Annotated in this window: 17 protein-coding genes; 10 read left to right on the plus strand and 7 right to left on the minus strand. The window is 71.7% G+C overall.

Features of this window, described 5'->3' with window-relative positions; translation table 11 throughout:
• Positions 1-105 precede the first annotated feature (105 nt).
• A complete protein-coding gene (locus tag OHT01_RS25450) occupies positions 106-495 on the plus strand; it encodes a hypothetical protein (protein WP_328555432.1) in 390 nt (129 codons plus the stop codon).
• Between the two features lie 137 nt (positions 496-632).
• On the opposite strand, the gene OHT01_RS25455 is transcribed toward OHT01_RS25450, so the two are convergent.
• The 3 genes from OHT01_RS25455 to OHT01_RS25465 form a co-directional block, all read right to left on the minus strand.
• Positions 633-1,259 carry a hypothetical protein gene (locus OHT01_RS25455; protein WP_443043437.1) on the minus strand — a complete coding sequence of 209 codons (627 nt, stop codon included), beginning with the start codon at positions 1,257-1,259 and terminating at the stop codon, positions 633-635.
• Positions 1,260-1,368: 109 nt separating this feature from the next.
• Positions 1,369-3,237 (minus strand): glycoside hydrolase family 3 protein, encoded by a 1,869-nt coding sequence (locus tag OHT01_RS25460; RefSeq protein ID WP_328555433.1) that lies wholly within the window; start codon positions 3,235-3,237, stop codon positions 1,369-1,371.
• A gap of 385 nt (positions 3,238-3,622) precedes the next feature.
• Positions 3,623-4,534 carry a LysR family transcriptional regulator gene (locus OHT01_RS25465; protein ID WP_328555434.1) on the minus strand — a complete coding sequence of 304 codons (912 nt, stop codon included), beginning with the start codon at positions 4,532-4,534 and terminating at the stop codon, positions 3,623-3,625.
• Between the two features lie 115 nt (positions 4,535-4,649).
• Here OHT01_RS25465 and OHT01_RS25470 point away from each other — a divergent pair, with 115 nt between their 5' ends.
• The 4 genes from OHT01_RS25470 (at position 4,650) to OHT01_RS25485 (ending at position 8,958) form a co-directional block, all read left to right on the plus strand.
• Positions 4,650-5,555 carry an EamA family transporter gene (locus tag OHT01_RS25470; RefSeq protein WP_328555435.1) on the plus strand — a complete coding sequence of 302 codons (906 nt, stop codon included), beginning with the start codon at positions 4,650-4,652 and terminating at the stop codon, positions 5,553-5,555.
• A gap of 4 nt (positions 5,556-5,559) precedes the next feature.
• A complete protein-coding gene (gene aroA / locus OHT01_RS25475) occupies positions 5,560-6,807 on the plus strand; it encodes a 3-phosphoshikimate 1-carboxyvinyltransferase (protein ID WP_328555436.1) in 1,248 nt (415 codons plus the stop codon).
• A gap of 134 nt (positions 6,808-6,941) precedes the next feature.
• The gene (locus OHT01_RS25480; protein WP_328555437.1) at positions 6,942-8,201 is read left to right on the plus strand and encodes a Gfo/Idh/MocA family protein; all 1,260 of its coding nucleotides are present in this window, start codon (positions 6,942-6,944) and stop codon (positions 8,199-8,201) included.
• Between the two features lie 142 nt (positions 8,202-8,343).
• Positions 8,344-8,958, plus strand: coding sequence for an RBBP9/YdeN family alpha/beta hydrolase (locus tag OHT01_RS25485; protein ID WP_328555438.1), 615 nt, complete (start codon positions 8,344-8,346; stop codon positions 8,956-8,958).
• On the opposite strand, the gene OHT01_RS25490 is transcribed toward OHT01_RS25485, so the two are convergent.
• The 3 genes from OHT01_RS25490 to OHT01_RS25500 form a co-directional block, all read right to left on the minus strand.
• Positions 8,939-9,832, minus strand: a complete 894-nt coding sequence (locus tag OHT01_RS25490) for an MHYT domain-containing protein (RefSeq protein WP_328555439.1) — start codon at positions 9,830-9,832, stop codon at positions 8,939-8,941. The two genes, OHT01_RS25485 and OHT01_RS25490, sit on opposite strands and share 20 nt — an antisense overlap.
• A 232-nt stretch (positions 9,833-10,064) precedes the next feature.
• Positions 10,065-11,000, minus strand: coding sequence for a bifunctional helix-turn-helix transcriptional regulator/GNAT family N-acetyltransferase (locus tag OHT01_RS25495; protein ID WP_328555440.1), 936 nt, complete (start codon positions 10,998-11,000; stop codon positions 10,065-10,067).
• A gap of 537 nt (positions 11,001-11,537) precedes the next feature.
• Positions 11,538-12,587 carry a LacI family DNA-binding transcriptional regulator gene (locus OHT01_RS25500; RefSeq protein WP_328555441.1) on the minus strand — a complete coding sequence of 350 codons (1,050 nt, stop codon included), beginning with the start codon at positions 12,585-12,587 and terminating at the stop codon, positions 11,538-11,540.
• A 310-nt stretch (positions 12,588-12,897) separates the two neighbouring features.
• On the opposite strand from OHT01_RS25500, the gene OHT01_RS25505 reads away from it, so the two are divergent.
• The 5 genes from OHT01_RS25505 to OHT01_RS25525 all read left to right on the plus strand — a co-directional run bounded on the left by OHT01_RS25505 (position 12,898) and on the right by OHT01_RS25525 (position 20,094).
• Positions 12,898-14,049, plus strand: coding sequence for a Gfo/Idh/MocA family protein (locus OHT01_RS25505; RefSeq protein ID WP_328555442.1), 1,152 nt, complete (start codon positions 12,898-12,900; stop codon positions 14,047-14,049).
• The gene (locus OHT01_RS25510; protein WP_328555443.1) at positions 14,046-15,203 is read left to right on the plus strand and encodes a dihydrodipicolinate synthase family protein; all 1,158 of its coding nucleotides are present in this window, start codon (positions 14,046-14,048) and stop codon (positions 15,201-15,203) included. Before OHT01_RS25505 ends, OHT01_RS25510 begins: the two co-directional genes overlap by 4 nt.
• A gap of 4 nt (positions 15,204-15,207) precedes the next feature.
• A complete protein-coding gene (locus OHT01_RS25515; RefSeq protein WP_328555444.1) occupies positions 15,208-16,038 on the plus strand; it encodes a sugar phosphate isomerase/epimerase family protein in 831 nt (276 codons plus the stop codon).
• Positions 16,039-16,263: 225 nt separating this feature from the next.
• Positions 16,264-18,519, plus strand: coding sequence for an SF1B family DNA helicase RecD2 (recD2, locus tag OHT01_RS25520; RefSeq protein WP_328555445.1), 2,256 nt, complete (start codon positions 16,264-16,266; stop codon positions 18,517-18,519).
• 285 nt (positions 18,520-18,804) lie between these two features.
• Complete coding sequence (locus OHT01_RS25525; RefSeq protein WP_328555446.1) at positions 18,805-20,094, plus strand: citrate synthase; 1,290 nt, start codon at positions 18,805-18,807, stop codon at positions 20,092-20,094.
• A 585-nt stretch (positions 20,095-20,679) separates the two neighbouring features.
• Here the strand turns inward: OHT01_RS25525 and OHT01_RS25530 are convergent.
• Positions 20,680-22,923: a heavy metal translocating P-type ATPase gene (locus tag OHT01_RS25530; protein WP_328555447.1), complete on the minus strand. Its 2,244-nt coding sequence runs from the start codon at positions 22,921-22,923 to the stop codon at positions 20,680-20,682.
• Positions 22,924-22,925: the final 2 nt, after the last annotated feature.

Raw genomic sequence — 22,925 nt, forward strand, 5'->3', positions numbered from 1 at the left:
ACGGGTGAGGCGGGGATCGACAGCGATGTCGTAGCGGTACGCAACCATCCGCCGTCTGTCCTGCGTCCGTACACCAGTACGCTGATTGCTGCGGGAGGGACGACAGTGGACAGTGGTGCGATACGCCGACGGCTGGCGCTCGGCCTTGCCGTGCTGACCGCGGCCGGACTGCTCGCGTTCATGAGTCCGGGCAGCGCCCAGGCCGCCCCCACCTCCTGCTCGGGCCGCAAGGTCCGCACGCTCTCCTTCGCCACCGGTTCCGTGCAGGTGTACAGACGCGGCGGCTACGTCTGCGCCGTGACCCTTCCCGGGGCGGTGGGCGCCCGCAAGCGGATGTCGGTCAGTGTGCAGGCACGCGGCGGCCGACCGGTGATGGATTCCGGCCGCTTCGCGCGTCACGCGGGCCCGGTGACCCTGTACGCGGGCCATCGCTGCGTCCGCATCAAGGGCTCGGTCGGCTCGGGCTCGGTGAGTTCCGGCTGGATTCTCTGCTGAGCCGGACATGACCCAAGCACCGCTGATGTCAAGGGAGTCGCTCCGCCAGGTTCCGGCGGGCAGCCGCCCCGCGGACCGGTCCAGGCCCGACACACTCCGCCCGTAGCCGTCCCAATACCGGCCGGGCCCGCCCCCGTTCACACCGGGCGGGCGCAGCCCACCGGCCTGGTGCCGCCGAGGTCGACGTAGAGCTCCGTGGCGGTCGGGCACTGGGAGCGGGCCGTCACCGCCGACGTCACCCTGTACTGGGGGCGCTCGGCGCCCGTGCCGTCGCACGCCGTCTCACGGACCTGCCCGCGGCCCGATCCGTAGACGCAGTCGCCGACGATGGTCCGCGGGCCTCCGCCCCCGCCCGGATCACCGGGGTGCGGGGGTTCGAGCTTGCGCATGCAGGCGTAGCCCGGCGGGACCACCGCGTCGCCGCCCTCGGCGGAGGAGGGCCCGCTGATGTGCAGGAGGAAGTCCGTCGTCGCCGGGCAGGACGGCCCGTCCGCGACGCTTCCGTCGTAGCGGGCGATCACCCGGGCGGCGGCCCGTTCGCTGTTGCAGGACACCTCGGTGAAACTGGTCGTGCCGAAGGAACTGCACTCGCCACGCCCGAGGAAGACCGATCCGTAGCCGGAGGGACGCGTCGACGCCGGAGCCGGTCCGGAGACGGCGGCTCCGGACCCGGACCAGCGGTCGCAGCCTGTGAGGGAGGTCCCGGCCAGCAGCAGAGCGCACACCATTCCCGCGGAACGCCGACACACCGAGCTGGCTCGCATGGCTTCCCCCCGACCCCCGCCCAGCGTGACCCGCCGAGGCGGGCACACGCCAGACGTGCGGGTCCCTTTGGCGCACTTGGGGGTGGCGCGCCGGGTGGGCCGCGTACGTCTAGTACGTCAACCCGTGCCCGATCGGATACAGCACCTGCGCCGGGTCGTCCGCCCGCTGCACCACCACGGGCAGCCTGCCCCGCGGGTCCACCCGGCCCGCGATCACCCGGGCGGCGGCGCGCAGTTCGACGTCGGTCCAGGAGTACGAGGCCAGGCAGGCGCCGACCCCCGGAAGCAGGGCGACGTCGTACGGGTTGCGGATGGCGACGGCGACGACCGGGAGACCCGTGCCGAGCAGCCGCTCCACGAGGGTCTTCTGGGATCCGGCCGCCGTCAGGTTGTACGTCCCGACGACCACCGCGTCCGCGCCGGCCGCCGCCGCGACCGCCTTGTCGATCACCGCCGCCGACGGTGCCGTACCCGTCGACAGGGCCGTCGCCGTGAAACCCAGCTCGGTCAGGGCGCCGGCCAGGACGGTGGTCGGCGGACCGTCGGACAGCGACGGCGAGGCCGGATCGGCGCCCACCACCAGCACCCTCGGGGTGCGCCGCCGGGACAGCGGGAGCAGTCCGTCCTTGTTGACCAGCAGCGTGGTGGTGCGCTCCGCGATCCGGTCGGCGGCCCTGAGGTGCGCCGGGACGCCGACCACCCGGTCCACGTCCGCGGCACGGACGTACGGGTCGCTCAGCAGCCCGTGCTTCGACTTGAGCCGCAGGATGCGCAGGATCGATTCGTCGAGGCGGGCCTCGGTCAGTTCGCCGCCGCGCACGGCGTTCAGCACCGCGTTCCACGCGACGTTCAGGTCGGGCGGGTTGAGGAGCTGGTCGACACCCGCCTTGAGGGCGAGGACGGGGACGCGGTCGTCGCCGTACTTCGTACGGACGCCCTCCATGCCGAGCGCGTCCGTCACCACCACGCCGTCGTAGCCCAGTTCACCGCGCAGGACGCCGGTGAGGATCGGGTGGGAGAGGGTGGCGGGGTCGCCCGCCGGATCGAGGGCCGGGACCATGATGTGCGCGGTCATGATCGAGTCGATGCCGGCCCGGATCGCCGCCCGGAAGGGCACCGCGTCGAGAGCCGACCACAGTTCGCGGCTGTGCGTGATGACGGGGAAGCCGAAATGGCTGTCGACGGCGGTGTCGCCGTGGCCGGGGAAGTGCTTGGCGGTGGCCGCGACGCCCGAGCCCTGGTACCCCTTCACCTCGGCCGCCACCAGGCCCGCCACCGCGTCCGGGTCCGCGCCGAAGGAGCGCACGCCGATCACCGGGTTGGCCGGGTTGACGTTCACGTCCGCGTCGGGGGAGTAGTCCTGGTTGATGCCGATCGCGCGCAGTTCGGCGCCGCTGACGCGGCCCACCGTCCGGGCGTCGGCCCGCGAGCCGCCCGCGCCCAGCGCCATGGCGCCCGGGAACAGCGTCGCGGGCTTGCCCACCCGGGCCACTATCCCGTGTTCCTGGTCGGTGGAGATCAGCAGCGGCAGCCCGCGCGGCTGCTCCAGCGAGGCCCGCTGGATGCCGTTCGACAGATCGGCGATCTGGTGCGGATCGCGGGTGTTGTGCGCCCAGGCGAAGTAGATGATGCCGCCGACGCGGTACCTGGCGATCAGCTCGGCGGCCGTCCGGACGCCGATCTCCGTGAGGTTGGCGTCGATGTCGGCCTGGTCGGGCGCGGTGGCCGAATGACCGTACACCCGCATGACGAAGAGCTGGCCGACCTTCTCCTCCAGGGTCATCCGGGAGATCAGGGCGCGCAGTGCCCGGTCGTCGTGCGGGCGGGCGTCGGCCGCGTGGGCCCGGGGGCCGACGGCCAGCGCGGCGGTGAGGCCCGCCGAGGCGGCGAGGACCGTACGCCGGGCGGGCCTTGACGCTCTGTCCGGTTCCGTCGGCCCGGACGGTCTTGCGGTGCTTCCCGTGCTGGAGTCGCGCACAAGCGCTCCTTCCCTCGTGAAGGAAACTTCCGAGGAATCACGAATATCCGGGAAGTTTCTTCCAGTCAAGGGTGCGCACACTATCCGGGAAGGGGCCGCCACCGGCGCAGTTGGAGGGGGGCGCGCCGGTGACGGCGTGCTGTCGGCCGCGGGCGGCGGAGAGGGTTGGTCAGCGATCGCAGCCAGCAGCGAAGCCGACACCGCACCGCGCAGACTCATCCGGCAGCATGCGGATCTGACGAACCGGAGGGGGCCGGGGTTCCCGCGATCCGGGCGAACGCCGGAAGTCGGGACGGGTGGGATGGATGAGCCCCCTGGACCCGCTCCGCCGCACCCGGGGTGCCCGGGCTCGGTCCGGCGGGCCCGGTCGCGCGCCCCGGCCCGCTCAGTCGCGTGCCGACACCGACGGCCAGTGGGACCGGAGTGTGCGGACCGTCTCGGCGATGGCCGGACGGCGGGCCGCTCCGGTGCGCCACAGCGCGTACAGCCTGCGCACGGGCAGCGGGTCGAGCGGTACCTCCACCACCCCTTCGGGGAGGGGGCCCCGGCCGAGGCGCGGGATGAGGGCGACGCCGAGGCCTGCGGCGACGAGGGCGACGAGGGTCGGGTTCTCATCGGCCTGGTGGACGATGTCCGGCTCATGGCCCGCCTCGCGCAGCGTACGCACCAGCCAGTCGTGGCAGACCCGCCCCGGTGGCTGGCAGATCCACCGCTGGCCCTCCAGGTCCTCCCGCCGTACCGCGGAGCGCCCGGCGAAGGGGTGTCCGGCGGGGACGAGCAGATCGCACAGGTCGTCGCCGATCACCGCCTGCTCCACCCCCGGCGGGGCGGGCAGCGGGGCGATGTCCCAGTCGTGCGCGACGGCCATGTCGACCGCCCCCTTGGCGACCAGGTCGACCGACAGGTGCGGGTCGATCTCCGTGAGCCGGGTGTCCAGGTCGGGGTGCCGATCGGCGAGATCGGCCAGGACGGCGGGCAGCAGGCCACGGGCCGCCGAAGCGAACGCGGCCACCGTCAACCGTCCCGCGGGCCTGCCGCGGCGTTCCTCGAGATCGGTCTCCGCCCGCTCCACGATCGCCATCAACTCCTGTGCCGTGGCGGCGAGTTGTTCGGCCTGCTCGGTGAGCCGGACACCGCGCCCGCGCCGTTCCAGCAGCACGGTCCTGGTCTCCCGCTCCAGCTTCGCGATCTGCTGGGACACGGCGGAGGGGGTGTACCCGAGGGCGGCCGCGGCGGCGCCGACGGTGCCGTGCACCGCGACGGCGTGCAGGGCGCGCAGGCGCTGGAGATCGAGCATGAGGCCTCCCGGGTCGCGGTATCGCTCGCCGCTCAGCTTACGTAAGCGTTGCTTCATCCATCCTTGCAGTTATTCGCGCTGGTGCTACATGGTGAGGACGTCGGATGCTCGACGTATGCGACCCGCACACATCAGCCTCGCCGTTCTCGTCGCCGCCGTCTGGGGCGTGAACTTCACCGTCATCGAGGTCGGACTCGACCACTTCCCGCCCCTGCTCTTCTCGGCCCTGCGCTTCCTGGTGGCGGCCCTGCCCGCCGTGTTCTTCGTGGGCCGCCCCAAGGTGGCGTGGAAGTGGATCGTCGCGGTGGGACTCGTCCTCGGCGTCGCGAAGTTCGGGCTGCTCTTCATCGGCATGGACGCCGGGATGCCCGCCGGACTGTCGTCCCTCGTGCTCCAGATCCAGGCGGTCTTCACCGCGATCGCCGCCTTCGCCTTCCTCGGCGAACGCCCCACCCGCGTCAAGCTGTACGGCATGGGGGTGGCCCTGTGCGGAGTGGGCCTGGCCGCCGCCGACGAGGGCGCGGGCGGTCCGCTCGGCGCCTTCGCCCTGGTCGTCGCGGCGGCGGCCTGCTGGGGCCTGTCCAACGTCCTCACCCGCAGGGCGTCACCGCCCGACCCGCTGAACTTCATGGTGTGGGTGAGCACCGTCCCGGTCCTCCCGCTGCTCGGCCTCTCCCTGCTGAACGAGGGCCCCTCCCGCGACCTCGCCGCGCTGCGCGCCCTGGACTGGCAGGGCGCCGGGGTCGTCGTCTACGTCGCCTGGGTCACGACGGTCTTCGGCTTCGGCGCCTGGGGCTGGCTGCTGCACCGGCACCCCGCGTCCACCGTCGCGCCCTTCTCGCTGCTCGTCCCGGTCTTCGGGATGTCGTCGGCGGCGCTGTTCCTGGGGGAGTCGATCAGCCCGCTGCGGTGGGCGGCGGCGGCCCTGCTGGTGGGCGGGGTGGCGCTCACCTCGCGGGCGCCACGGAAGGTCCAGTCGGCGGACGTTCCAGCGCCGGAGCGGGCGGGGGCGCCAGCATGACCCCATGGCCGTTGTCGACATTCCCGGTTCCAAGTCCATCACCGCCCGCGCGCTCTTCCTCGCGGCCGCGGCGGACGGGGTCACTCGCCTCGTCCGCCCGCTCCGCTCCGACGACACCGAGGGCTTCGCGGAGGGCCTGACCCGGCTCGGCTACCGCGTCGGCCGCACCCCGGACTCCTGGCACATCGACGGCCGCCCGGAGGGTCCGGCGGTGACCGACGCGGACGTGTACTGCCGGGACGGCGCGACCACCGCCCGCTTCCTGCCGACGCTCGCCGCGGCGGGCCACGGCACCTACCGCTTCGACGCCTCCGCCCAGATGCGCCGACGCCCGCTGGGACCCTTGTCGAAGGCGCTGCGCGACCTGGGCGTGGACCTGCGGCACGAGGAGGCGGAGGGCCACCACCCGCTGCGTATCGAGGCGTCCGGGGTGGAGGGCGGCGCGGTCACCCTCGACGCCGGCCAGTCGTCCCAGTACCTCACCGCCCTGCTCCTGCTCGGCCCGCTGACCCGCAAGGGCCTGCGCATCGAGGTCACCGACCTCGTCTCCGCCCCGTACGTCGGGATCACCCTCGCGATGATGCGCGCGTTCGGGGCGGACGTACGGGTGGAGGGCGATGTCTTCGAGGTGGCGCCGGGCGGGTACCGGGCCACCACCTACCCCGTCGAGCCGGACGCCTCCACGGCGAGCTACTTCTTCGCGGCGGCCGCCCTGACCGGCCGCGAGGTCACCGTCCACGGCCTCGGGGAAGGGGCCCTCCAGGGCGATCTCGGCTTCGTGGACGTCCTGCGCCGAATGGGCGCGCACGTGGAGACCGGGGCCGATCGCACGACGGTGCGGGGCACCGGCGAACTGCGCGGTCTCACCGTCAACATGCGGGACATCTCCGACACCATGCCGACGCTCGCCGCCCTCGCGCCCTTCGCCACCGGCCCGGTCCGCATCGAGGACGTCGCCAACACCCGGGTCAAGGAGTGCGACCGCCTCGAGGCCTGCGCGGAGAACCTGCGGCGGCTCGGCGTCCGCGTGGAGACCGGCCCCGACTGGATCGAGATCCACCCGGGCGTCCCGTCCCCGGCCGAGATCAGGACGTACGGCGACCACCGGGTCGTGATGGCCTTCGCGGTGACGTCGCTGCGCACCCCGGGCATCGGCTTCGACGACCCCGGATGCGTACGCAAGACGTTCCCGGCCTTCCACGAGGTGTTCGAGGCGTGGGCGGCCGACGGAGCCGACGGGGAGGACGGCTGAGCCGGACCGTCGATGGCTTGATGACCGGGTGACCTGGCGGAGACGGGCGTCTTGTCGCGGAGATCCCGGGCGGCTAACTTCCCGACGGACAGCGCCAACCGCGCCTGCGACCCGACTGGGAAAGCGGTCCACAGATGTCCTCCGTCGCCTCCGTTGTCACACTCGCCGTCGTCGGTGCCGGGGACCGGGGGACCGGTCACGCCCGCTGGGCCCTGGACCGTCCGGACCGGGCCCAGGTGGTGGCCGTGGCCGAACCGCTGGAGACCCGGCGGCGCCGGTTCGCCGCCGCGCACCGTCTGGAGCCGGACGCCGCGGTGGACGACTGGCGGGTGCTGGCCGCCCGCGGCCGGATCGCGGACGCCGTGCTGATCTGCACCATGGACCGCGAACACCTCGAACCGGTACTGGAGTTCGCGGCCCTCGGCTACCACATCCTGCTGGAGAAGCCGATGGCCCTGACCGAGGGCGAGTGCCGGCGGATCGTCGACGCCGTGGAGAAGGCCGGGGTGATCCTCGCGGTCGGTCACGTCCTGCGCTACACCCGGTACACCCGCGCCGTGAAAGAGGTCGTCGACTCCGGCCGGATCGGGGAGGTCGTCAATGTCCAGCACCTGGAACCCGTCGGCTTCTGGCACCAGGCCCACTCCTTCGTCCGCGGCAACTGGGGCCGTACGGACCGGGCGACGTCCATGCTGATGGCCAAGTCCTGCCACGACATCGACTGGTTGCAGTACGTCCTCGGGCAACCCCCGGTCCGCGTCTCCAGTTTCGGACGCCTCTCGCACTTCCGGTCCGAGAACAGGCCCGAGGGTGCCGCCGACCGCTGCCTCGACTGCGCGGTGGAGAACACCTGCCCCTACTCCGCCCGGCGCGAGTACGGCGACCGGCTCGCCCGCGGCGAGCACCACTGGCCGCTCAGCGTGCTGGTCGACGACTTCACTCCCGAGGCGCTGGAGACCGCCCTGCGCGAGGGCCCGTACGGGCGCTGCGTGTACGCCTGCGACAACGACGTGGTCGACCACCAGGTGGTGTCCATGGAGTTCGCCTCCGGGGCGACCGCCACCTTCACCATGACGGCCTTCACCGAGCAGGCCGACCGGCAGACCCGGATCTTCGGGACCCGAGGCGAACTGCGCGGCGACGGCGAGAAGTTGAGCGTCTACGACTTCCTGACCCGGACCGAGGGGACCGTCGACCTCGCCGCCGCGGGCGCCATGGACGCGGCGGGCGGCCACGGAGGAGGCGACGCCGGGCTGATGGACGCGTTCGTCGCCGCCGTCGCCACCGGGAACCCCGATCTGGTGAAGTCCGGCCCGCGGGAGTCCCTCACCAGCCATCTCACCGTCCTGGCCGCCGAGCGCGCCCGGCTCGCGGGCACCGTCGAGGACGTCTGACCGCCGGACGGGCCCCGGGGCGGCACCGGGCCACGGCGTTCACCCCGCCCGGGTCGACTGCCGTGGCGCGCTGTCCCGTTCGCCCGTCCCACCACGAGAGACCGACTGGACCGAACGGCCGGCGATCGGAAACGATCAGCCCATGACCTCGTACGACACCGATGGCATCGCCGGAGTCCAGCGCGCCTTCCTGATCCTGCACGGCTGGCAGAACCACCGCCCGGAAGGCCACTGGCAGCACTGGCTCGCCGGACGGCTCGGCGAACTCGGCCAGCAGGTCGTCTATCCGCAGTTGCCGGACCCCGACGACCCGGACCTGGACGTGTGGCTGGCGGAAGTGGCCCGCCATCTGCACGCGTTGGCCGGTGCTGAGCGCGTGGTCGTCGCCCACAGCGCCTCGGCCGTGCTGTGGCTGCACGCCGCCGCCCGCCGGCTGCCGGGCCTGGCCGGAGTCGACCGGGTGCTGCTCGTCGCCCCGCCGTCCGCGTCCGTCCTCGCGGGGCTGCCGGAGATCGCCGGATTCGCCCTGGCCGAGCTGGACTTCACGCTTCCCGGGCCCACCCTGCTGGTCGCCGGTGACGACGACCCGTACTGCCCCGAGGGCGCGGACACCGTCTACGGCGGCCCCCTGGGCGTACCGACCCGGATCCTGCCCGGGGCCGGGCACCTCGACATGGGCGCGGGCTACGGTCCGTGGCCCGCCGTGCTCGACTGGTGCCTCGACGGGAAGGCGGAGATCACCGCCCGCGCGGGGTAGTGTGCCGCCCCGCCCGCTGATCGCGGGGCGCGAAGAGGGAGTCGGTGCGCGGGGCGGGCGCGGGGCGCTCGGGGAGAGTGGCTCTGGCGCGGCGCCGACGCGGGGTGGTCCGGCTCCAGTCCCCGTCGCCGAGGACGAGCTGGGGGTCGAACATCACCACCACTCCGGCCAGGATCAGGAAGACGACCGGTCCGATCAGCATGGGCAGCAGGATCGAGGTCGGGGACGCGTCGCCGTACGTCCCGGTGATGTGCGACGCGTCCGTCGCGCCGCGCAGGTGCACCCCGAGCGCGGCCATGCCGGTGTAGTGCATGCCGGTCAGCGCGACGCCCATGAGGAGACTGGCGCCGAGGGCGGCCAGGAAGCCCCGGTACGAGGCGGCGGCCCACAGGGCGGCGGTCGCGGCGGTGACCGCGATCAGTACGGAGGCCACGACCGGGAGCGTGTCGTACCGGAGGGACCCGTTCAGCCGTAGCGCCGCCATGCCCAGGTAGTGCATCGCGGCCACGCCGAGCCCGGTGAAGATCCCGGCGGCGGTCAGGGTGCCGGTGGTGGCTCCGCGGTACCCCACGACGAAGACGCCCACTGCGACCACCACGATCGCCGCGACGAGGCTGAGCGCCGTCAGCCGGGCGTCGTAGTCGATCTGGATCCCCTCGATCCGGAAGCCGACCATCGCGACGAAGTGCATGGTCCAGATGCCGCAGCCGATGGTCGCCGCCCCGAGCGCTAGCCAACCGGGCTTCCACGACTGCTGGTTGCGCAGGGAACGCACGACACAGCGCAGCCCCAGCGCGCTGCCCAGACAGGCGACCAGGTAGGAGGTCACGGGAGTCACCACCCCGTATCCGAAGCCGTCCACGGTGCCTTGCATATATGCCAACTCCCCTTGGTGAAGGGCTACTTGGGGGAGCAGTGTCCCGCAACGAGGTTGCGCGAGCGGTCACTTACGGTAGGTATTTGAGTTAACTCTGTGATGCGACTCGGTTCGACCCGGCCCGATCCCACCCATCGGGCGAACGGGCGAACGGGCGAACGGGCGGGCGGGCGGACAGGCGGGCGGGAGGACGGGCGGTTCACGCCCCCGGTCCGGTGGGCGGGTCGCGTCACTCCGGGCCGGCGCGCAGGTCCAGCCGCCAGTCCTGGCCCACCAGATCCGCGCCGAAGGACCGGTGGGGTTTCTCGGCGACCAGGGCGAAGCCGTGGCGCTGGTAGATGCGGCGGGCGGCGGACAGGACGTCGTTGGTCCACAGGACGAGTTCGTGATACCCGACGCCGCGCGCGAAACCGGCGACGGCCCCGACCAGGCGGTCGCCGATGCCGAGCCCCCGCGCCTCCGGTTCGACGAGCAGCAGCCGGAGGCGGGCCGTGCCGGGCGCGTCGTCCCGTACGCACATCACGCATCCGACGGGCCGTCCGTCGAGTTCGGCGATCCACACCCGCTCCAGGTGCGGGTCGTGATCCTCGGCGAAGTCGGCGACGATCCGCGCGACCAGGCCCTCGTAGTCGGTGTTCCAGCCGTACTCGGCCGCGTACAGCGCCGCGTTGCGCTGCACGATCCAGCCGAGGTCGCCGGGGCCCGGTTCGCGCAGGACGACATCCTCGGGGCCCGGTGCGGTCCGCCCCTCGCCCAGCAGCGTCCGCACCGTGCGCATCGCCTCCGCGAGCCGTGGCCGGTCGGCCGGTGCCACGGTCGCCAGCAGGGCGCCCACGGTCTGGCGCGCCCGCTCGTCCAGCAGGTCGGCGGCCTCCCGGCCGCGCGCGGTGAGCGTGATCCGTCGGCGCCGCGGGTCCTTCTCGGACGTGGCGCGCTCGACCAGCCCGTCCTGCTCGAACTTGTTCAGGATGCGGCTCAAGTAGCCCGAGTCCAGCGAGAGTTCGGTCCGCAGGTCGGCGGCGTCCGTCTGGGGTGTGTGTGCCAGCTCGTAGAGGACGCGGGACTCGGTCAGCGTGTACGGAGCGTAGAGATGGCGGCCGTAGTCGAGCGCGCCGATGACGTTCGTGTAGAAGCGGTTGAAGGAGCGGACGTCCTGGATGGTCATGATCGGCCCCGAGGGTTGGCTGTACACGGTCGCGGTCGGCCTGCTGTCCTCCTGGATACCTGACCCAGTCAGGGATAAATCGCCAACCCGAGCATAGAACCGCCGGGCCTCTGGGGCCTACCCTCCGGTCCGGTCCGGAGGGTGGGTCGGGGCCGTGCCGGTACATCCGCCCGCATCCGAACGGATCCCACCGGGGTTTCGAGGTGCGGGTACGTTCTGATCCGTCCGGCCTGCGGGCATTTGATGTACCGGCGCGGCCCCTCCCGTGCGCTCCCGGCTGCGGGTGCGTCGTGGTGGCCGTCCACATTTCAGCCCCGGGCCGCGGAAGTTTCCGCCCCTCCGGCCCCTCTGCCGGGCGCGGGGGTGAAGTTTCAGCCCCTCCGGCGTTTGAGGAGCGGGGTCCGGGGCGGAGTCCCAGGTTGGGTCGGGTAGGGGCGGAGGGGGCGAAGACGGGCTGAGCCGAGTTCCTGGGAAACCCTGGGAACTCCGGGAACCCGACCCGGGGCCCTCGCGGCAGCGGGGTCCGGGAAGGAGAGGTCAGTCCCGGGGGACCCCGGTGGACCCCCGGACCATCAACTCCCCGCGCACCGTGGCGATCCCGCCCGGCGGCGGCTCCTCGCGGCCCATGGCGATCCGCCCGGCGCGGGCGCCCGCCTCGGAGAGCGGCAGTCGCACCGTCGTGAGGGCGGGCACCGCGTCGACGCTGAACGGCAGATCGTCGAAGCCGGCGACGGACACGTCGTCGGGGATGCGCAGCCCGGAGTCGCGCAGGGCGGCGCAGGCGCCCAGCGCGACGGTGTCGTTCGCGGCGACGACTGCCGTCAACGACGGCTCCCGGCGCAGGAGTTCGAGCGTCGCCTCGTAACCGGACCGGCGGTCGTAGCGGCCGTGCACGGTGCGCCGCGGGTCGTCCTCGACGCCGTGGGCGGCGAGGGCGGCACGGTGGCCCTCCAGCCGGTGGCGGGTCGTCGTGCGTTCCTCGGGGCCCGCGATGTAACCCAGCCGCCGGTGGCCGAGGCCGATCAGATGCTCGGTGAGCTGCTTGCCGCCGCCGCGGTTGTCGAAGGTCAGCGCGATCGCCTCGGGCGCCTCGGGCGCGGGCGGACGTCCGCACAGCACGACCCGGGTGCCCGCCTCGGCCAGCCGGCGCAGCTTCGCGGCGACCGCGCCCGCGTGGGCGGCGTCCTCTATGGCGCCGCCGGTGAGCACGACCGCGGCGGCGCGTTGGCGCTGAAGGAGCGTGAGGTAGGTGAGCTCGCGCTCCGGGGAGCCGCCGGTGTTGCAGACGACCCCGAGCCGCTCCCCGCCGGCGCGCCCCCCGGGACCGCCGATCTCCGACTGGATCGCGGCCGCCATGATCCCGAAGAACGGGTCGGCGATGTCGTTGACCAGGATGCCGACGAGGTCGGAGGTGGCCGCGGCCAGCGAGCTCGCGGGCCCGTTCAGCACGTAGTCCAGCTCGTCCACCGCGCGCAGCACCCGCTCGCGCGTGGAGGAGGCCACGGGATAGTTCCCGTTCAGCACGCGCGACACCGTCGCGGGAGAGACCTGCGCGCGGGCCGCCACGTCCGCCAGGGTCACCGTCATCTCGTCGTCCTCCGGTCGCGCGTCTCGTCGTACCGATTCGTACGTCTCGTACGTCGTCGTGCCTGGTCCTGCCTCGTCGTACGGCGTCGAACACGGAGCCGAGGGCCGAGGGCGCCGCTTCCTGTGGGCAGGGTCCGTGCAGACCATACGGCCAACAGCCCCCGCTGTTCGCCCCCTCGAACAACTCGTCTTCGCGGTGGTCTTGTCCGGACCGCTGCGGAGAGGCTAGCTTCTCATCGCATAGAAAGCGCTTGCTGCCCACGCTCACCTGTGAGCGCGCCCGGCGCCTGACGCGTACGAAGGGAATGACGTGACACGCAAGACGGTGCGGATCGCCATGAACGGCGTGACGGGACGCATGGGCTACCGCCAGCACCTGGTCCGCTCGATCCTCGCCCTGCGCGACCAGGGCGGACTCGACCTCGGCGACGGCACCGTGCTGTGGCCCGAGCCCGTCCTCGTCGGCCGCCGCGAGAGCGCTCTGAAGGCGCTCGCCGAGCGGCACGGCCTCGACCACTGGTCGACCGACCTGGACGCGGTGCTCGCCGATCCGTCCGTCGACATCTACTTCGACGCCCAGGTGACGTCCGCCCGCGAGGAGGCCCTGCGCAAGGCCGTCGCCGCGGGCAAGCACATCTACACCGAGAAGCCGACCGCCACGGGCCTCGACGGAGCCCTCGAACTGGCCCGCCTCGCGCACGCCGCCGGTATCAAGCACGGCGTCGTCCAGGACAAGCTCTTCCTCCCGGGCCTGCTCAAGCTGAAGCGGCTCGTCGACGGCGGCTTCTTCGGGCGGATCCTGTCCGTCCGCGGGGAGTTCGGCTACTGGGTCTTCGAGGGCGACTGGCAGCAGGCCCAGCGGCCCTCCTGGAACTACCGTGCCGAGGACGGCGGCGGCATCGTCGTCGACATGTTCCCGCACTGGGAGTACGTCCTGCACGAGCTGTTCGGCCGGGTCACCTCCGTGCAGGCGCTCACCGCCACCCACATCCCGCAGCGCTGGGACGAACGGGACAAGCCCTACGACGCAACGGCGGACGACGCCGCCTACGGCATCTTCGAGCTGGAGGGCGGCGCGGTCGCCCAGATCAACTCCTCCTGGGCCGTGCGCGTCAACCGCGACGAACTGGTCGAGTTCCAGGTCGACGGCACGGAGGGATCGGCCGTCGCCGGACTGCGCAACTGCCGCGTCCAGCACCGCAGTTCGACTCCAAAACCGGTCTGGAACCCGGACATCCCGGCCACCTACTCCTTCCGCGACCAGTGGCAGGAGATCCCGGACAACGCCGAGTTCGACAACGGCTTCAAGGCCCAGTGGGAGCTGTTCCTGCGGCACGTCTACGCCGACGCCCCCTACCGCTGGGACCTCCTAGCCGGCGCCCGCGGTGTCCAACTCGCCGAGCTGGGGCTGAAATCCTCTGCCGAGGGCCGCCGTCTCGACGTGCCGGAGGTCGCGCTGTGACCATCCGGCTCCCGGGTGCCGACGGCCGGTTGCGAATCCACGAGCCGCGCACCGAGCCCCTCGCCATCGCCCCGGCGGGCGAACCCCTCGCCTCCCGTACGGTCTTCTCCGCCGCGCATGTCGTCGCCGACCCGTACGCGGACGTCTCGCCCGACTCGCCCGCCGCCGTCGACTGGGACGCCACGCTCGCCTTCCGGCGCCATCTGTGGTCGCACGGCCTCGGGGTCGCCGAGGCGATGGACACCGCCCAGCGGGGGATGGGCCTCGACTGGGCCGGGGCGGCCGAACTCGTGCGCCGGTCCGCGGCCGAGGCCAGGGCGGTCGGCGGCAGGATCGCCTGCGGTGCGGGCACGGACCAGCTCACGGGCCCGGCCACACTGCACGAGGTACGGGCCGCCTACGAGGAACAGCTCGCCCTCGTCGAGGAGTCGGGCGCGCAGGCGATCCTGATGGCCTCCCGCGCGCTCGCCGCGACCGCCGCCGGACCCGAGGACTACCTCGACGTCTACGGCCACCTCCTGCGCCAGGCCGCCGACCCGGTGGTCCTGCACTGGCTGGGCCCGATGTTCGACCCCGCCCTGGAGGGCTACTGGGGATCGGACGACCTGGACGCGGCGACGGAGGTGTTCCTGGAGGTGATCGCGGCCCACCCCGACAAGGTGGACGGCGTCAAGGTCTCCCTGCTGGACCCCCGTCGGGAGGTCGGACTGCGCCGCCGCCTCCCGGACGGCGTCCGTTGCTACACCGGCGACGACTTCAACTACCCCGAACTGATCGCGGGCGACGAACGGGGCTTCAGCCACGCGCTGCTCGGCGTCTTCGACCCGCTCGGTCCCCTCGCCGCGCAGGCCGTACGGGTCCTGGACACCGGCGACGTCAAGGGCTTCCGCGAACTCCTCGACCCCACGGTCGAGTTGTCCCGGCATCTCTTCCAACCCCCGACCCGCTTCTACAAGACGGGCGTCGTCCTGCTGGCCTGGCTCGCCGGCCACCAGGAGCACTTCACGATGGTGGGCGGCCTCCAGTCGGCGCGCTCGCTTCCCCATCTCGCGCGCGCCTACGAACTGGCCGACGGACTGGGCCTGTTCCCGGACCCGCGACAGGCCGAAACCCGGATGAGGACCTTGCTCGCCCTGTACGGAGTGACGGAGTGACCCCATGAGCAGTCTCGCCCGCTTCTCCGTCAACCAGATGACGGTCAAACAGTTGTCGATGCCCGAACTGGTCGAAGCCTGCCTGGAGACGGGAGTCCCGGGCGTCGGCCTCTGGCGCGAGCCCGTGCGGGCGTACGGCCTCGGCGCCACCGCGAAACTCGTCCACGACGCGGGCCTGACCGTCACCACCCTGTGCCGGGGCGGCTTCCTCACCGCGATCGACCCGGGGGAGCGGCAGCGCGCCCTGGACGACAACCGGGCCGCCGTCGACGAGGCAGCCACCCTCGGCACCGACACCCTCGTCCTGGTCTCCGGCGGTCTGCCGCCCGGCTCGAAGGACCTGCACGGCGCCCGGGAGCGCATCGCCGACGCGCTCGGCGAGCTGGGCCCGTACGCCGCCTCCCGCGGTGTGCGGCTGGCCGTCGAACCGCTCCACCCCATGTACGCGGCCGACCGCTGCGTGGTCTCCACCCTCGCCCAGGCACTCGACCTCGCGGAACGCTTCCCCGCGGACCAGGTGGGCGTCACCGTCGACACCTACCACCTCTGGTGGGACGACACGGCCCCCGCCCAGATCGCCCGCGCGGGAGCCGGGGGCCGCATCCACACCTTCCAGCTCGCCGACTGGACCACCCCGCTTCCCGAGGGCGTCCTCAACGGCCGCGGCCAGCTCGGAGACGGTTCGGTCGACCTGCGCGCGTGGCGGGCCCTGGTCGAGGCGGCGGGGTACACCGGGCCCATCGAGGTCGAACTCTTCAACGACGCGCTGTGGGCCCGGGACGGCCGCGAGGTGCTGGCCGAGACGGCGGCACGGTTCGTGGAGCACGCCGGATAAAAAATCTTCCGAAGTCCGTGCAACCCTTCCCCGGCCTCGCGGGTCGTACGTGGCATCAGGACCTTTGGAGGGGGATCCGGGGGGATCGCGGGGGTTCTGATACGGGAGGGGAAACCGAGGGGCCCGGTCGACGGACCGGGCCCCTCGAAGACTTTCGCGCCCCACGACCGGGTGAGTTGTCCACAGCCCCGGAGCGTTGTCGGAGGCGGACGGTACCTTCGGATCATGACCGATCAGGCGGGGGCCGCCCAGGCAGGTGAGCGGCGACTGGCCACGCTGGAAGGCGTGCTCGAACGCATCACCTACGCGAACGAGGAGAACGGCTACACGGTCGCCCGGGTCGACACCGGGCGCGGCGCCGGCGATCTGCTCACCGTCGTCGGCTCGCTGCTCGGCGCCCAGGTCGGCGAGTCCCTGCGGATGGAGGGCCGCTGGGGCTCCCACCCGCAGTACGGCAAGCAGTTCACGGTGGAGAACTACACGACGGTGCTCCCCGCCACCGTCCAGGGCATCCGCCGCTATCTCGGCTCCGGTCTGGTCAAGGGCATCGGCCCGGTCTTCGCCGACCGCATCACCCAGCACTTCGGCCTCGACACCCTGCGGATCATCGAGGAGGAGCCGAAGCGGCTCATCGAGGTCCCGGGACTCGGCCCCAAGCGCACGGGGCGGATCGCCGACGCCTGGGAGGAGCAGAAGGCGATCAAGGAGGTCATGCTCTTCCTCCAGACCGTCGAGGTGTCCACCTCCATCGCGGTCCGCATCTACAAGAAGTACGGCGACGCGTCGATCTCGGTCGTGAAGAACCAGCCCTACCGCCTGGCGTCCGACGTCTGGGGCATCGGCTTCCTCACCGCGGACAAGATCGCCCAGTCCGTCGGCATCCCTCACGACAGCCCGGAGCGCGTCAAGGCGGGCCTTCAGTACGCCCTGTCGCAGTCCACCGACCAGGGCCACTGCTATCTCCCCGAGGAGCGGCTGATCGCGGACGCGGTGAAGCTGCTCCAGGTCGACACGGGCCTGGTCATCGAGTGCCTGGCCGAGCTGGCGGCCCCCGCGGAGGAGGGCGAGGACCCAGGTGTCGTACGGGAGAGGGTTCCGGGCCCGGACGGCGGCGAGCCGGTGACGGCCGTCTACCTGGTCCCCTTCCACCGTGCCGAGCTCTCGCTCTCCACGCAGGTGCTGCGGCTGCTGCGCAGCGACCGGGACCGGATGCCCGGCTTCCACGACGTGGCCTGGGACAAGGCACTGGCCTGGCTGAGGGGACGTACGGGCGCGGAGCTGGCCCCCGAGCAGGAGGCGGCGGTCCGGCTCGCGCTCACCGAGAAGGTCGCCGTGCTCACCGGAGGTCCGGGCTGCGGCAAGTCGTTCACGGTCCGCTCGATCGTGGAGCTGGCCCGCGCCAAGGGGGCCAAGGTCGTTCTCGCCGCGCCCACAGGCCGTGCCGCCAAGCGCCTCGCCGAACTGACCGGGGCCGAGGCCTCCACCGTGCACCGGCTCCTGGAGCTCAAGCCGGGCGGGGACGCGGCCTACGACAGGGACCGGCCGCTCGACGCCGACCTGGTCGTCGTGGACGAGGCCTCCATGCTCGACCTGCTGCTCGCCAACAAGCTGGTCAAGGCGGTGCCCCCGGGGGCCCATCTGCTCTTCGTCGGCGATGTCGACCAGCTTCCCAGCGTCGGCGCGGGCGAGGTGCTGCGCGATCTGCTCGCCGACCGCGGCCCGGTTCCGGCGGTGCGCCTCACCAAGGTCTTCCGCCAGGCCCAGCAGTCCGGGGTGGTGACCAACGCGCATCGGATCAACTCCGGGCAGCACCCGCTCACCGACGGCATGAAGGACTTCTTCCTCTTCGTCGAGGACGACACCGAGGAGGCCGGGCGGCTCACCGTGGACGTGGCGGCCCGGCGGATTCCGGCCAGGTTCGGCCTCGACCCCCGGCGGGACATCCAGGTCCTCGCGCCCATGCACCGGGGCCCGGCCGGCGCGGGCCATCTGAACGGACTGCTCCAGCAGGCCATCACCCCCGGCCGCCCGGACCTCGCCGAGAAGCGGCTCGGCGGCCGGGTCTTCCGGGTCGGCGACAAGGTCACCCAGATCCGCAACAACTACGACAAGGGCGAGAACGGCGTCTTCAACGGCACCGTGGGCGTCGTCACCTCCCTCGATCCGGTCGAGCAGCGCCTGACGGTGCGCACGGACGAGGACGAGGAGGTGCCGTACGAGTTCGACGAACTGGACGAGCTGGCCCACGCCTACGCGGTGACCATCCACCGCTCCCAGGGCAGCGAGTACCCGGCGGTGGTGATCCCCGTGACCACGGGCGCCTGGATGATGCTCCAGCGCAATCTGCTCTACACGGCGGTCACCCGGGCCAAGAAGCTGGTCGTCCTCGTCGGTTCGCGCAAGGCGATAGGCCAGGCGGTGCGTACGGTGTCCGCGGGACGCCGGTGCACGGCCCTGGACTTCCGGCTGTCCGGCTCGTGAGCCACCGCCTCCTCGCGCGGCGAACCGGCCCGTTCGACCACTGAACGGGGCCTTTCGGGCGCGGGAAGCGGTCCATCACAAAAAATGATCGATCAAACGAGTCATGAAGGTCACAGAGCACTTCCAGATGTGGAACGAACGGGGCAGGATGAGCAGGTTGGCGGCACTGAGTGCCGCCGATAGGCCCAATGGTCGACCCCGAGTGCACTCTCCAGGGCCAAATGGGGGATGGTAGAGACAGTCAGGGCACCTCGAAGAAGAGGCACAACGTCGGTGAGGGATGACGTGAGCGACAACTCTGTAGTACTGCGGTACGGCGATGGCGAGTACACCTACCCGGTGATCGACAGCACCGTCGGCGACAAGGGCTTCGACATCGGCAAGCTCCGCGCCCAGACCGGTCTGGTGACGCTGGACAGTGGGTACGGCAATACCGCCGCCTACAAATCCGCGATCACCTATCTCGACGGTGAGCAGGGCATCCTCCGCTACCGTGGCTACCCGATCGAGCAGCTGGCCGAGCGTTCCACCTTCCTGGAGGTGGCCTACCTGCTGATCAACGGTGAGCTCCCGAACGTCGACGAGCTCTCCACCTTCAAGAACGAAATCACGCAGCACACCCTGCTGCACGAGGACGTCAAGAACTTCTACAGGGGCTTCCCCCGCGACGCCCACCCGATGGCGATGCTGTCGTCGGTCGTCTCGGCGCTGTCGACCTTCTACCAGGACAGTCACAACCCGTTCGACGAGAAGCAGCGCAACCTCTCCACGATCCGGCTGCTCGCCAAGCTGCCGACGATCGCGGCGTACGCGTACAAGAAGTCGATCGGCCACCCCTTCGTCTACCCGCGCAACGACCTCGGGTACGTCGAGAACTTCCTGCGCATGACCTTCTCGGTCCCCGCGCAGGAGTACGAGCTCGACCCGGTGGTCGTCTCCGCGCTGGACAAGCTGCTGATCCTGCACGCGGACCACGAGCAGAACTGCTCGACCTCCACCGTGCGTCTGGTCGGCTCGTCGCAGGCGAACATGTTCGCCTCGATCTCCGCCGGCATCTCCGCGCTGTGGGGCCCGCTGCACGGCGGCGCCAACCAGTCCGTCCTGGAGATGCTCGAGGGCATCAAGGCCAACGGCGGCGACGTCGACTCCTTCATCCGCAAGGTGAAGAACAAGGAGGACGGCGTCCGCCTGATGGGCTTCGGCCACCGGGTGTACAAGTCCTTCGACCCGCGCGCGAAGATCATCAAGGCGGCCGCGCACGACGTCCTCTCCGCTCTCGGCAAGTCCGACGAGCTGCTGGACATCGCGCTCAAGCTGGAGGAGCACGCGCTCTCCGACGAGTACTTCGTCTCGCGCAACCTCTACCCGAACGTCGACTTCTACACGGGTCTGATCTACCGGGCCATGGGCTTCCCGACCGAGATGTTCACGGTCCTGTTCGCTCTTGGCCGGCTGCCGGGCTGGATCGCCCAGTGGCACGAGATGATCAAGGAGCCCGGCTCCCGCATCGGCCGCCCGCGCCAGATCTACACGGGTGTCGTCGAGCGCGACTTCGTGCCGGTCGAGGGTCGCTGACACTCACACACGACCACCGGGCTCCGTGACACGGGGCCCGGTGAGCTTGTATCGAGGCAGAAAAAAACGGAAAGCGCCCTGCTACTGGTCCCCCCACGGGCCGGCAGTCAGGGCGCTTTCCTTGTCCCGGTGCGGATTCCCCCCACGGGATCCGGCCGGGCGTCTGTGGGACAGCGCCTGAATCGCTGTGTGCCGGCGCGAGCCGGCGGTGTACCGGGCGAGCCGAACTCGCCGTACTGCGGTGGTGCGGTGTGCGATCTGCCGGGACGCGTACGGATCGGGAGGGCCGCTCAAAGCTCCCCGCTGTACGTGCCCCGGCGACGCAATTTCCGGGAACGTCCCCCAAGACATCCCCAGATGCCAGTCACGCCCCCCAAGACGCTTCTGACATCGCCAACTTAGACTGACGAACCCCTTCGGTGGTTACGTTCACATCACTGTGATCTGAGTCTCTTGCATATGTCCTGAAGATAGGCAAGAGACCCGGTATGGGAATCGAGGACCAAGCGTAAGGAAGATGCGCGAGCCTTGTGAAGAGCTTATGTGAGGCTCGCGTTGGACTCTAGGGGGACTCCCGGTCCGTCGTCACGCGAATGCTCTGAGTCGAAGGCTGTTCGTGACCACGAAGACCGACGAGAAGGCCATCGCCGCTCCCGCGATCATGGGGTTGAGCAGGCCCGCGGCGGCCAGCGGAAGCGCCGCCACGTTGTAGCCGAAGGCCCAGACCAGATTTCCCCTGATCGTCGACAGAGTGCTTCGCGCCAGCCGGATCGCGTCCGCGGCCACCCGCAGATCCCCGCGCACGAGCGTCAGATCGCTCGCCTCGATCGCCGCGTCCGTCCCCGTGCCCATCGCGAGGCCCAGATCCGCGGTGGCGAGCGCCGCCGCGTCGTTCACCCCGTCGCCGACCATGGCGACGGTCCGCCCCTCCCGCTGGAGCCGCTGGACCACGGCGACCTTGTCCTCGGGCAGCACCTCGGCGATCACGTCGGACGGGTCGATGCCCACAGCCCGCGCCACGGCCTCGGCGACCGCCCGGTTGTCCCCGGTCAGCAGCATCGGCGTGAGCCCGAGGGCGCGCAGCGCCCGTACGGCCTCGGCGCTGGTCTCCTTGACCGTGTCGGCGACGGTCATGACACCCGCAGCCTTGCCGTCCAGGGCGACGACGACGGCCGTACGGCCCGCCGCCTCGGCCCTGTTCTTCGCGTCCGCAAGCGTCCCGGGGAGCGCGCCCGGGAACCGGCCGACGGTGACGTCGTGGCCGTCCACCCGTCCGCGTACGCCGAGGCCCGGCACGTTCTCGAAGCGGTCCGGCGCCAGAAGGCCACCGGTGCGCTCCTGAGCGCCTGCCGCGATCGCGCGGGCAACCGGATGCTCGGAGGCGTGTTCCAGGGCTCCGGCGAGCCGCAGGACGTCTTCCTCGGTGATGCCGTCGGCGACGTACACCTCGTGCAGGCTCATGCGTCCCGTCGTCACCGTGCCGGTCTTGTCCAGGACGACGGTGTCGACCCGGCGCGTGGACTCCAGGACCTCGGGCCCCTTGATGAGGATGCCGAGCTGGGCGCCGCGGCCGGTGCCGACCATCAGGGCGGTCGGGGTGGCCAGGCCGAGCGCGCACGGGCAGGCGATGATCAGCACCGCGACGGCGGCGGTGAAGGCCGCGACGGTGTCCCCGGTGACCGCGATCCAGGCCGCGAAGGTGCCGAGGGCGATCAGCAGCACGACGGGCACGAAGACCCCGGAGACGCGGTCGGCGAGGCGCTGAACCTCGGCCTTGCCGTTCTGGGCGTCCTCGACGAGCCGGGCCATCCGGGCGAGCTGGGTGTCCGCGCCGATCCGGGTGGCCTCGACGACGAGCCGGCCCCCGGCGTTCACGGTCGCACCCGTGACGGTGTCCCCGACGCTCACGTCCACCGGCACCGACTCGCCGGTCAGCATGGACGCATCCACGGCCGACGCGCCCTCGACGACGGTCCCGTCGGTAGCGATCTTCTCGCCTGGCCGTACGACGAAGCAGTCGCCGACCGTCAGCCGCGCCACCGGGATGCGGACCTCACGGCCGTCCCGCAGGACCAGGACGTCCTTGGCGCCGAGTTCCATCAGCGCCCGCAGCGCCGCTCCCGCGCGCCGCTTGGAGCGGGCCTCCAGGAAGCGGCCGAGCAGGATGAACGCGATGACGCCCGCGGCGACCTCCAGGTACAGCGTGGAGGCCCCGTCCGTACGGGAGACGGTGAACTCGAAGCCGTGCCGCATGCCCGGCATTCCCGCGTCGCCGAAGAACAGTGCCCACAGGGACCAGCCGAACGCCGCGAGGGTGCCGACCGAGACGAGGGTGTCCATGGTGGCCGCGCCGTGCCGCGCGTTCGTCAGGGCGGCCCGGTGGAAGGGCAGCCCGCCCCAGACCACGACGGGCGCGGCGAGCGTCAGGGAGAGCCACTGCCAGTTGTCGAACTGCAGGGCCGGGATCATCGACATGAGGACGACGGGCAGGGCGAGCAGTGCGGAGACGGTCAGCCGTTCGCGCAGGGCGGCGGTCTCGGGATCGTCGGCGACGGGCGGTGCCGCCTCCTCGGGCGGCGCGGGCGGCGGGGGCTCCTCGGCGGTGTAGCCCGTCTTGACCACGGTGGCGATCAGATCGGCGACCCGTACCCCCTCGGGGTAGGAGACCTTGGCCTTCTCCGTCGCGAAGTTGACGGTGGCGGTGACGCCGTCCATGCGGTTGAGCTTCTTCTCGACGCGGGCCGCGCAGGAGGCGCAGGTCATCCCGCCGATGGAGAGTTCGACGTCCGAGGTCGCGCCTATGGGCGTCTCGGGTGCTGCGGTGGTCATGG

The organism is Streptomyces sp. NBC_00358 (assembly GCF_036099295.1).
In the GTDB taxonomy this organism is placed as follows: Bacteria; Actinomycetota; Actinomycetes; order Streptomycetales; family Streptomycetaceae; genus Streptomyces.

Excerpts from the sequence above, each read along its gene's own strand:
- OHT01_RS25455 (WP_443043437.1), bottom strand. The coding sequence starts at position 1,259 with ATGCGAGCCAGCTCGGTGTGTCGGCGTTCCGCGGGAATGGTGTGCGCT.
- OHT01_RS25465 (WP_328555434.1), bottom strand. The coding sequence starts at position 4,534 with ATGCTCGATCTCCAGCGCCTGCGCGCCCTGCACGCCGTCGCGGTGCAC.
- OHT01_RS25470 (WP_328555435.1), top strand. The coding sequence starts at position 4,650 with ATGCGACCCGCACACATCAGCCTCGCCGTTCTCGTCGCCGCCGTCTGG.
- aroA (WP_328555436.1), top strand. The coding sequence starts at position 5,560 with ATGGCCGTTGTCGACATTCCCGGTTCCAAGTCCATCACCGCCCGCGCG.
- OHT01_RS25480 (WP_328555437.1), top strand. The coding sequence starts at position 6,942 with ATGTCCTCCGTCGCCTCCGTTGTCACACTCGCCGTCGTCGGTGCCGGG.
- OHT01_RS25485 (WP_328555438.1), top strand. The coding sequence starts at position 8,344 with ATGACCTCGTACGACACCGATGGCATCGCCGGAGTCCAGCGCGCCTTC.
- OHT01_RS25490 (WP_328555439.1), bottom strand. The coding sequence starts at position 9,832 with ATGCAAGGCACCGTGGACGGCTTCGGATACGGGGTGGTGACTCCCGTG.
- OHT01_RS25495 (WP_328555440.1), bottom strand. The coding sequence starts at position 11,000 with ATGACCATCCAGGACGTCCGCTCCTTCAACCGCTTCTACACGAACGTC.
- OHT01_RS25500 (WP_328555441.1), bottom strand. The coding sequence starts at position 12,587 with ATGACGGTGACCCTGGCGGACGTGGCGGCCCGCGCGCAGGTCTCTCCC.
- OHT01_RS25515 (WP_328555444.1), top strand. The coding sequence starts at position 15,208 with ATGAGCAGTCTCGCCCGCTTCTCCGTCAACCAGATGACGGTCAAACAG.
- recD2 (WP_328555445.1), top strand. The coding sequence starts at position 16,264 with ATGACCGATCAGGCGGGGGCCGCCCAGGCAGGTGAGCGGCGACTGGCC.
- OHT01_RS25530 (WP_328555447.1), bottom strand. The coding sequence starts at position 22,923 with ATGACCACCGCAGCACCCGAGACGCCCATAGGCGCGACCTCGGACGTC.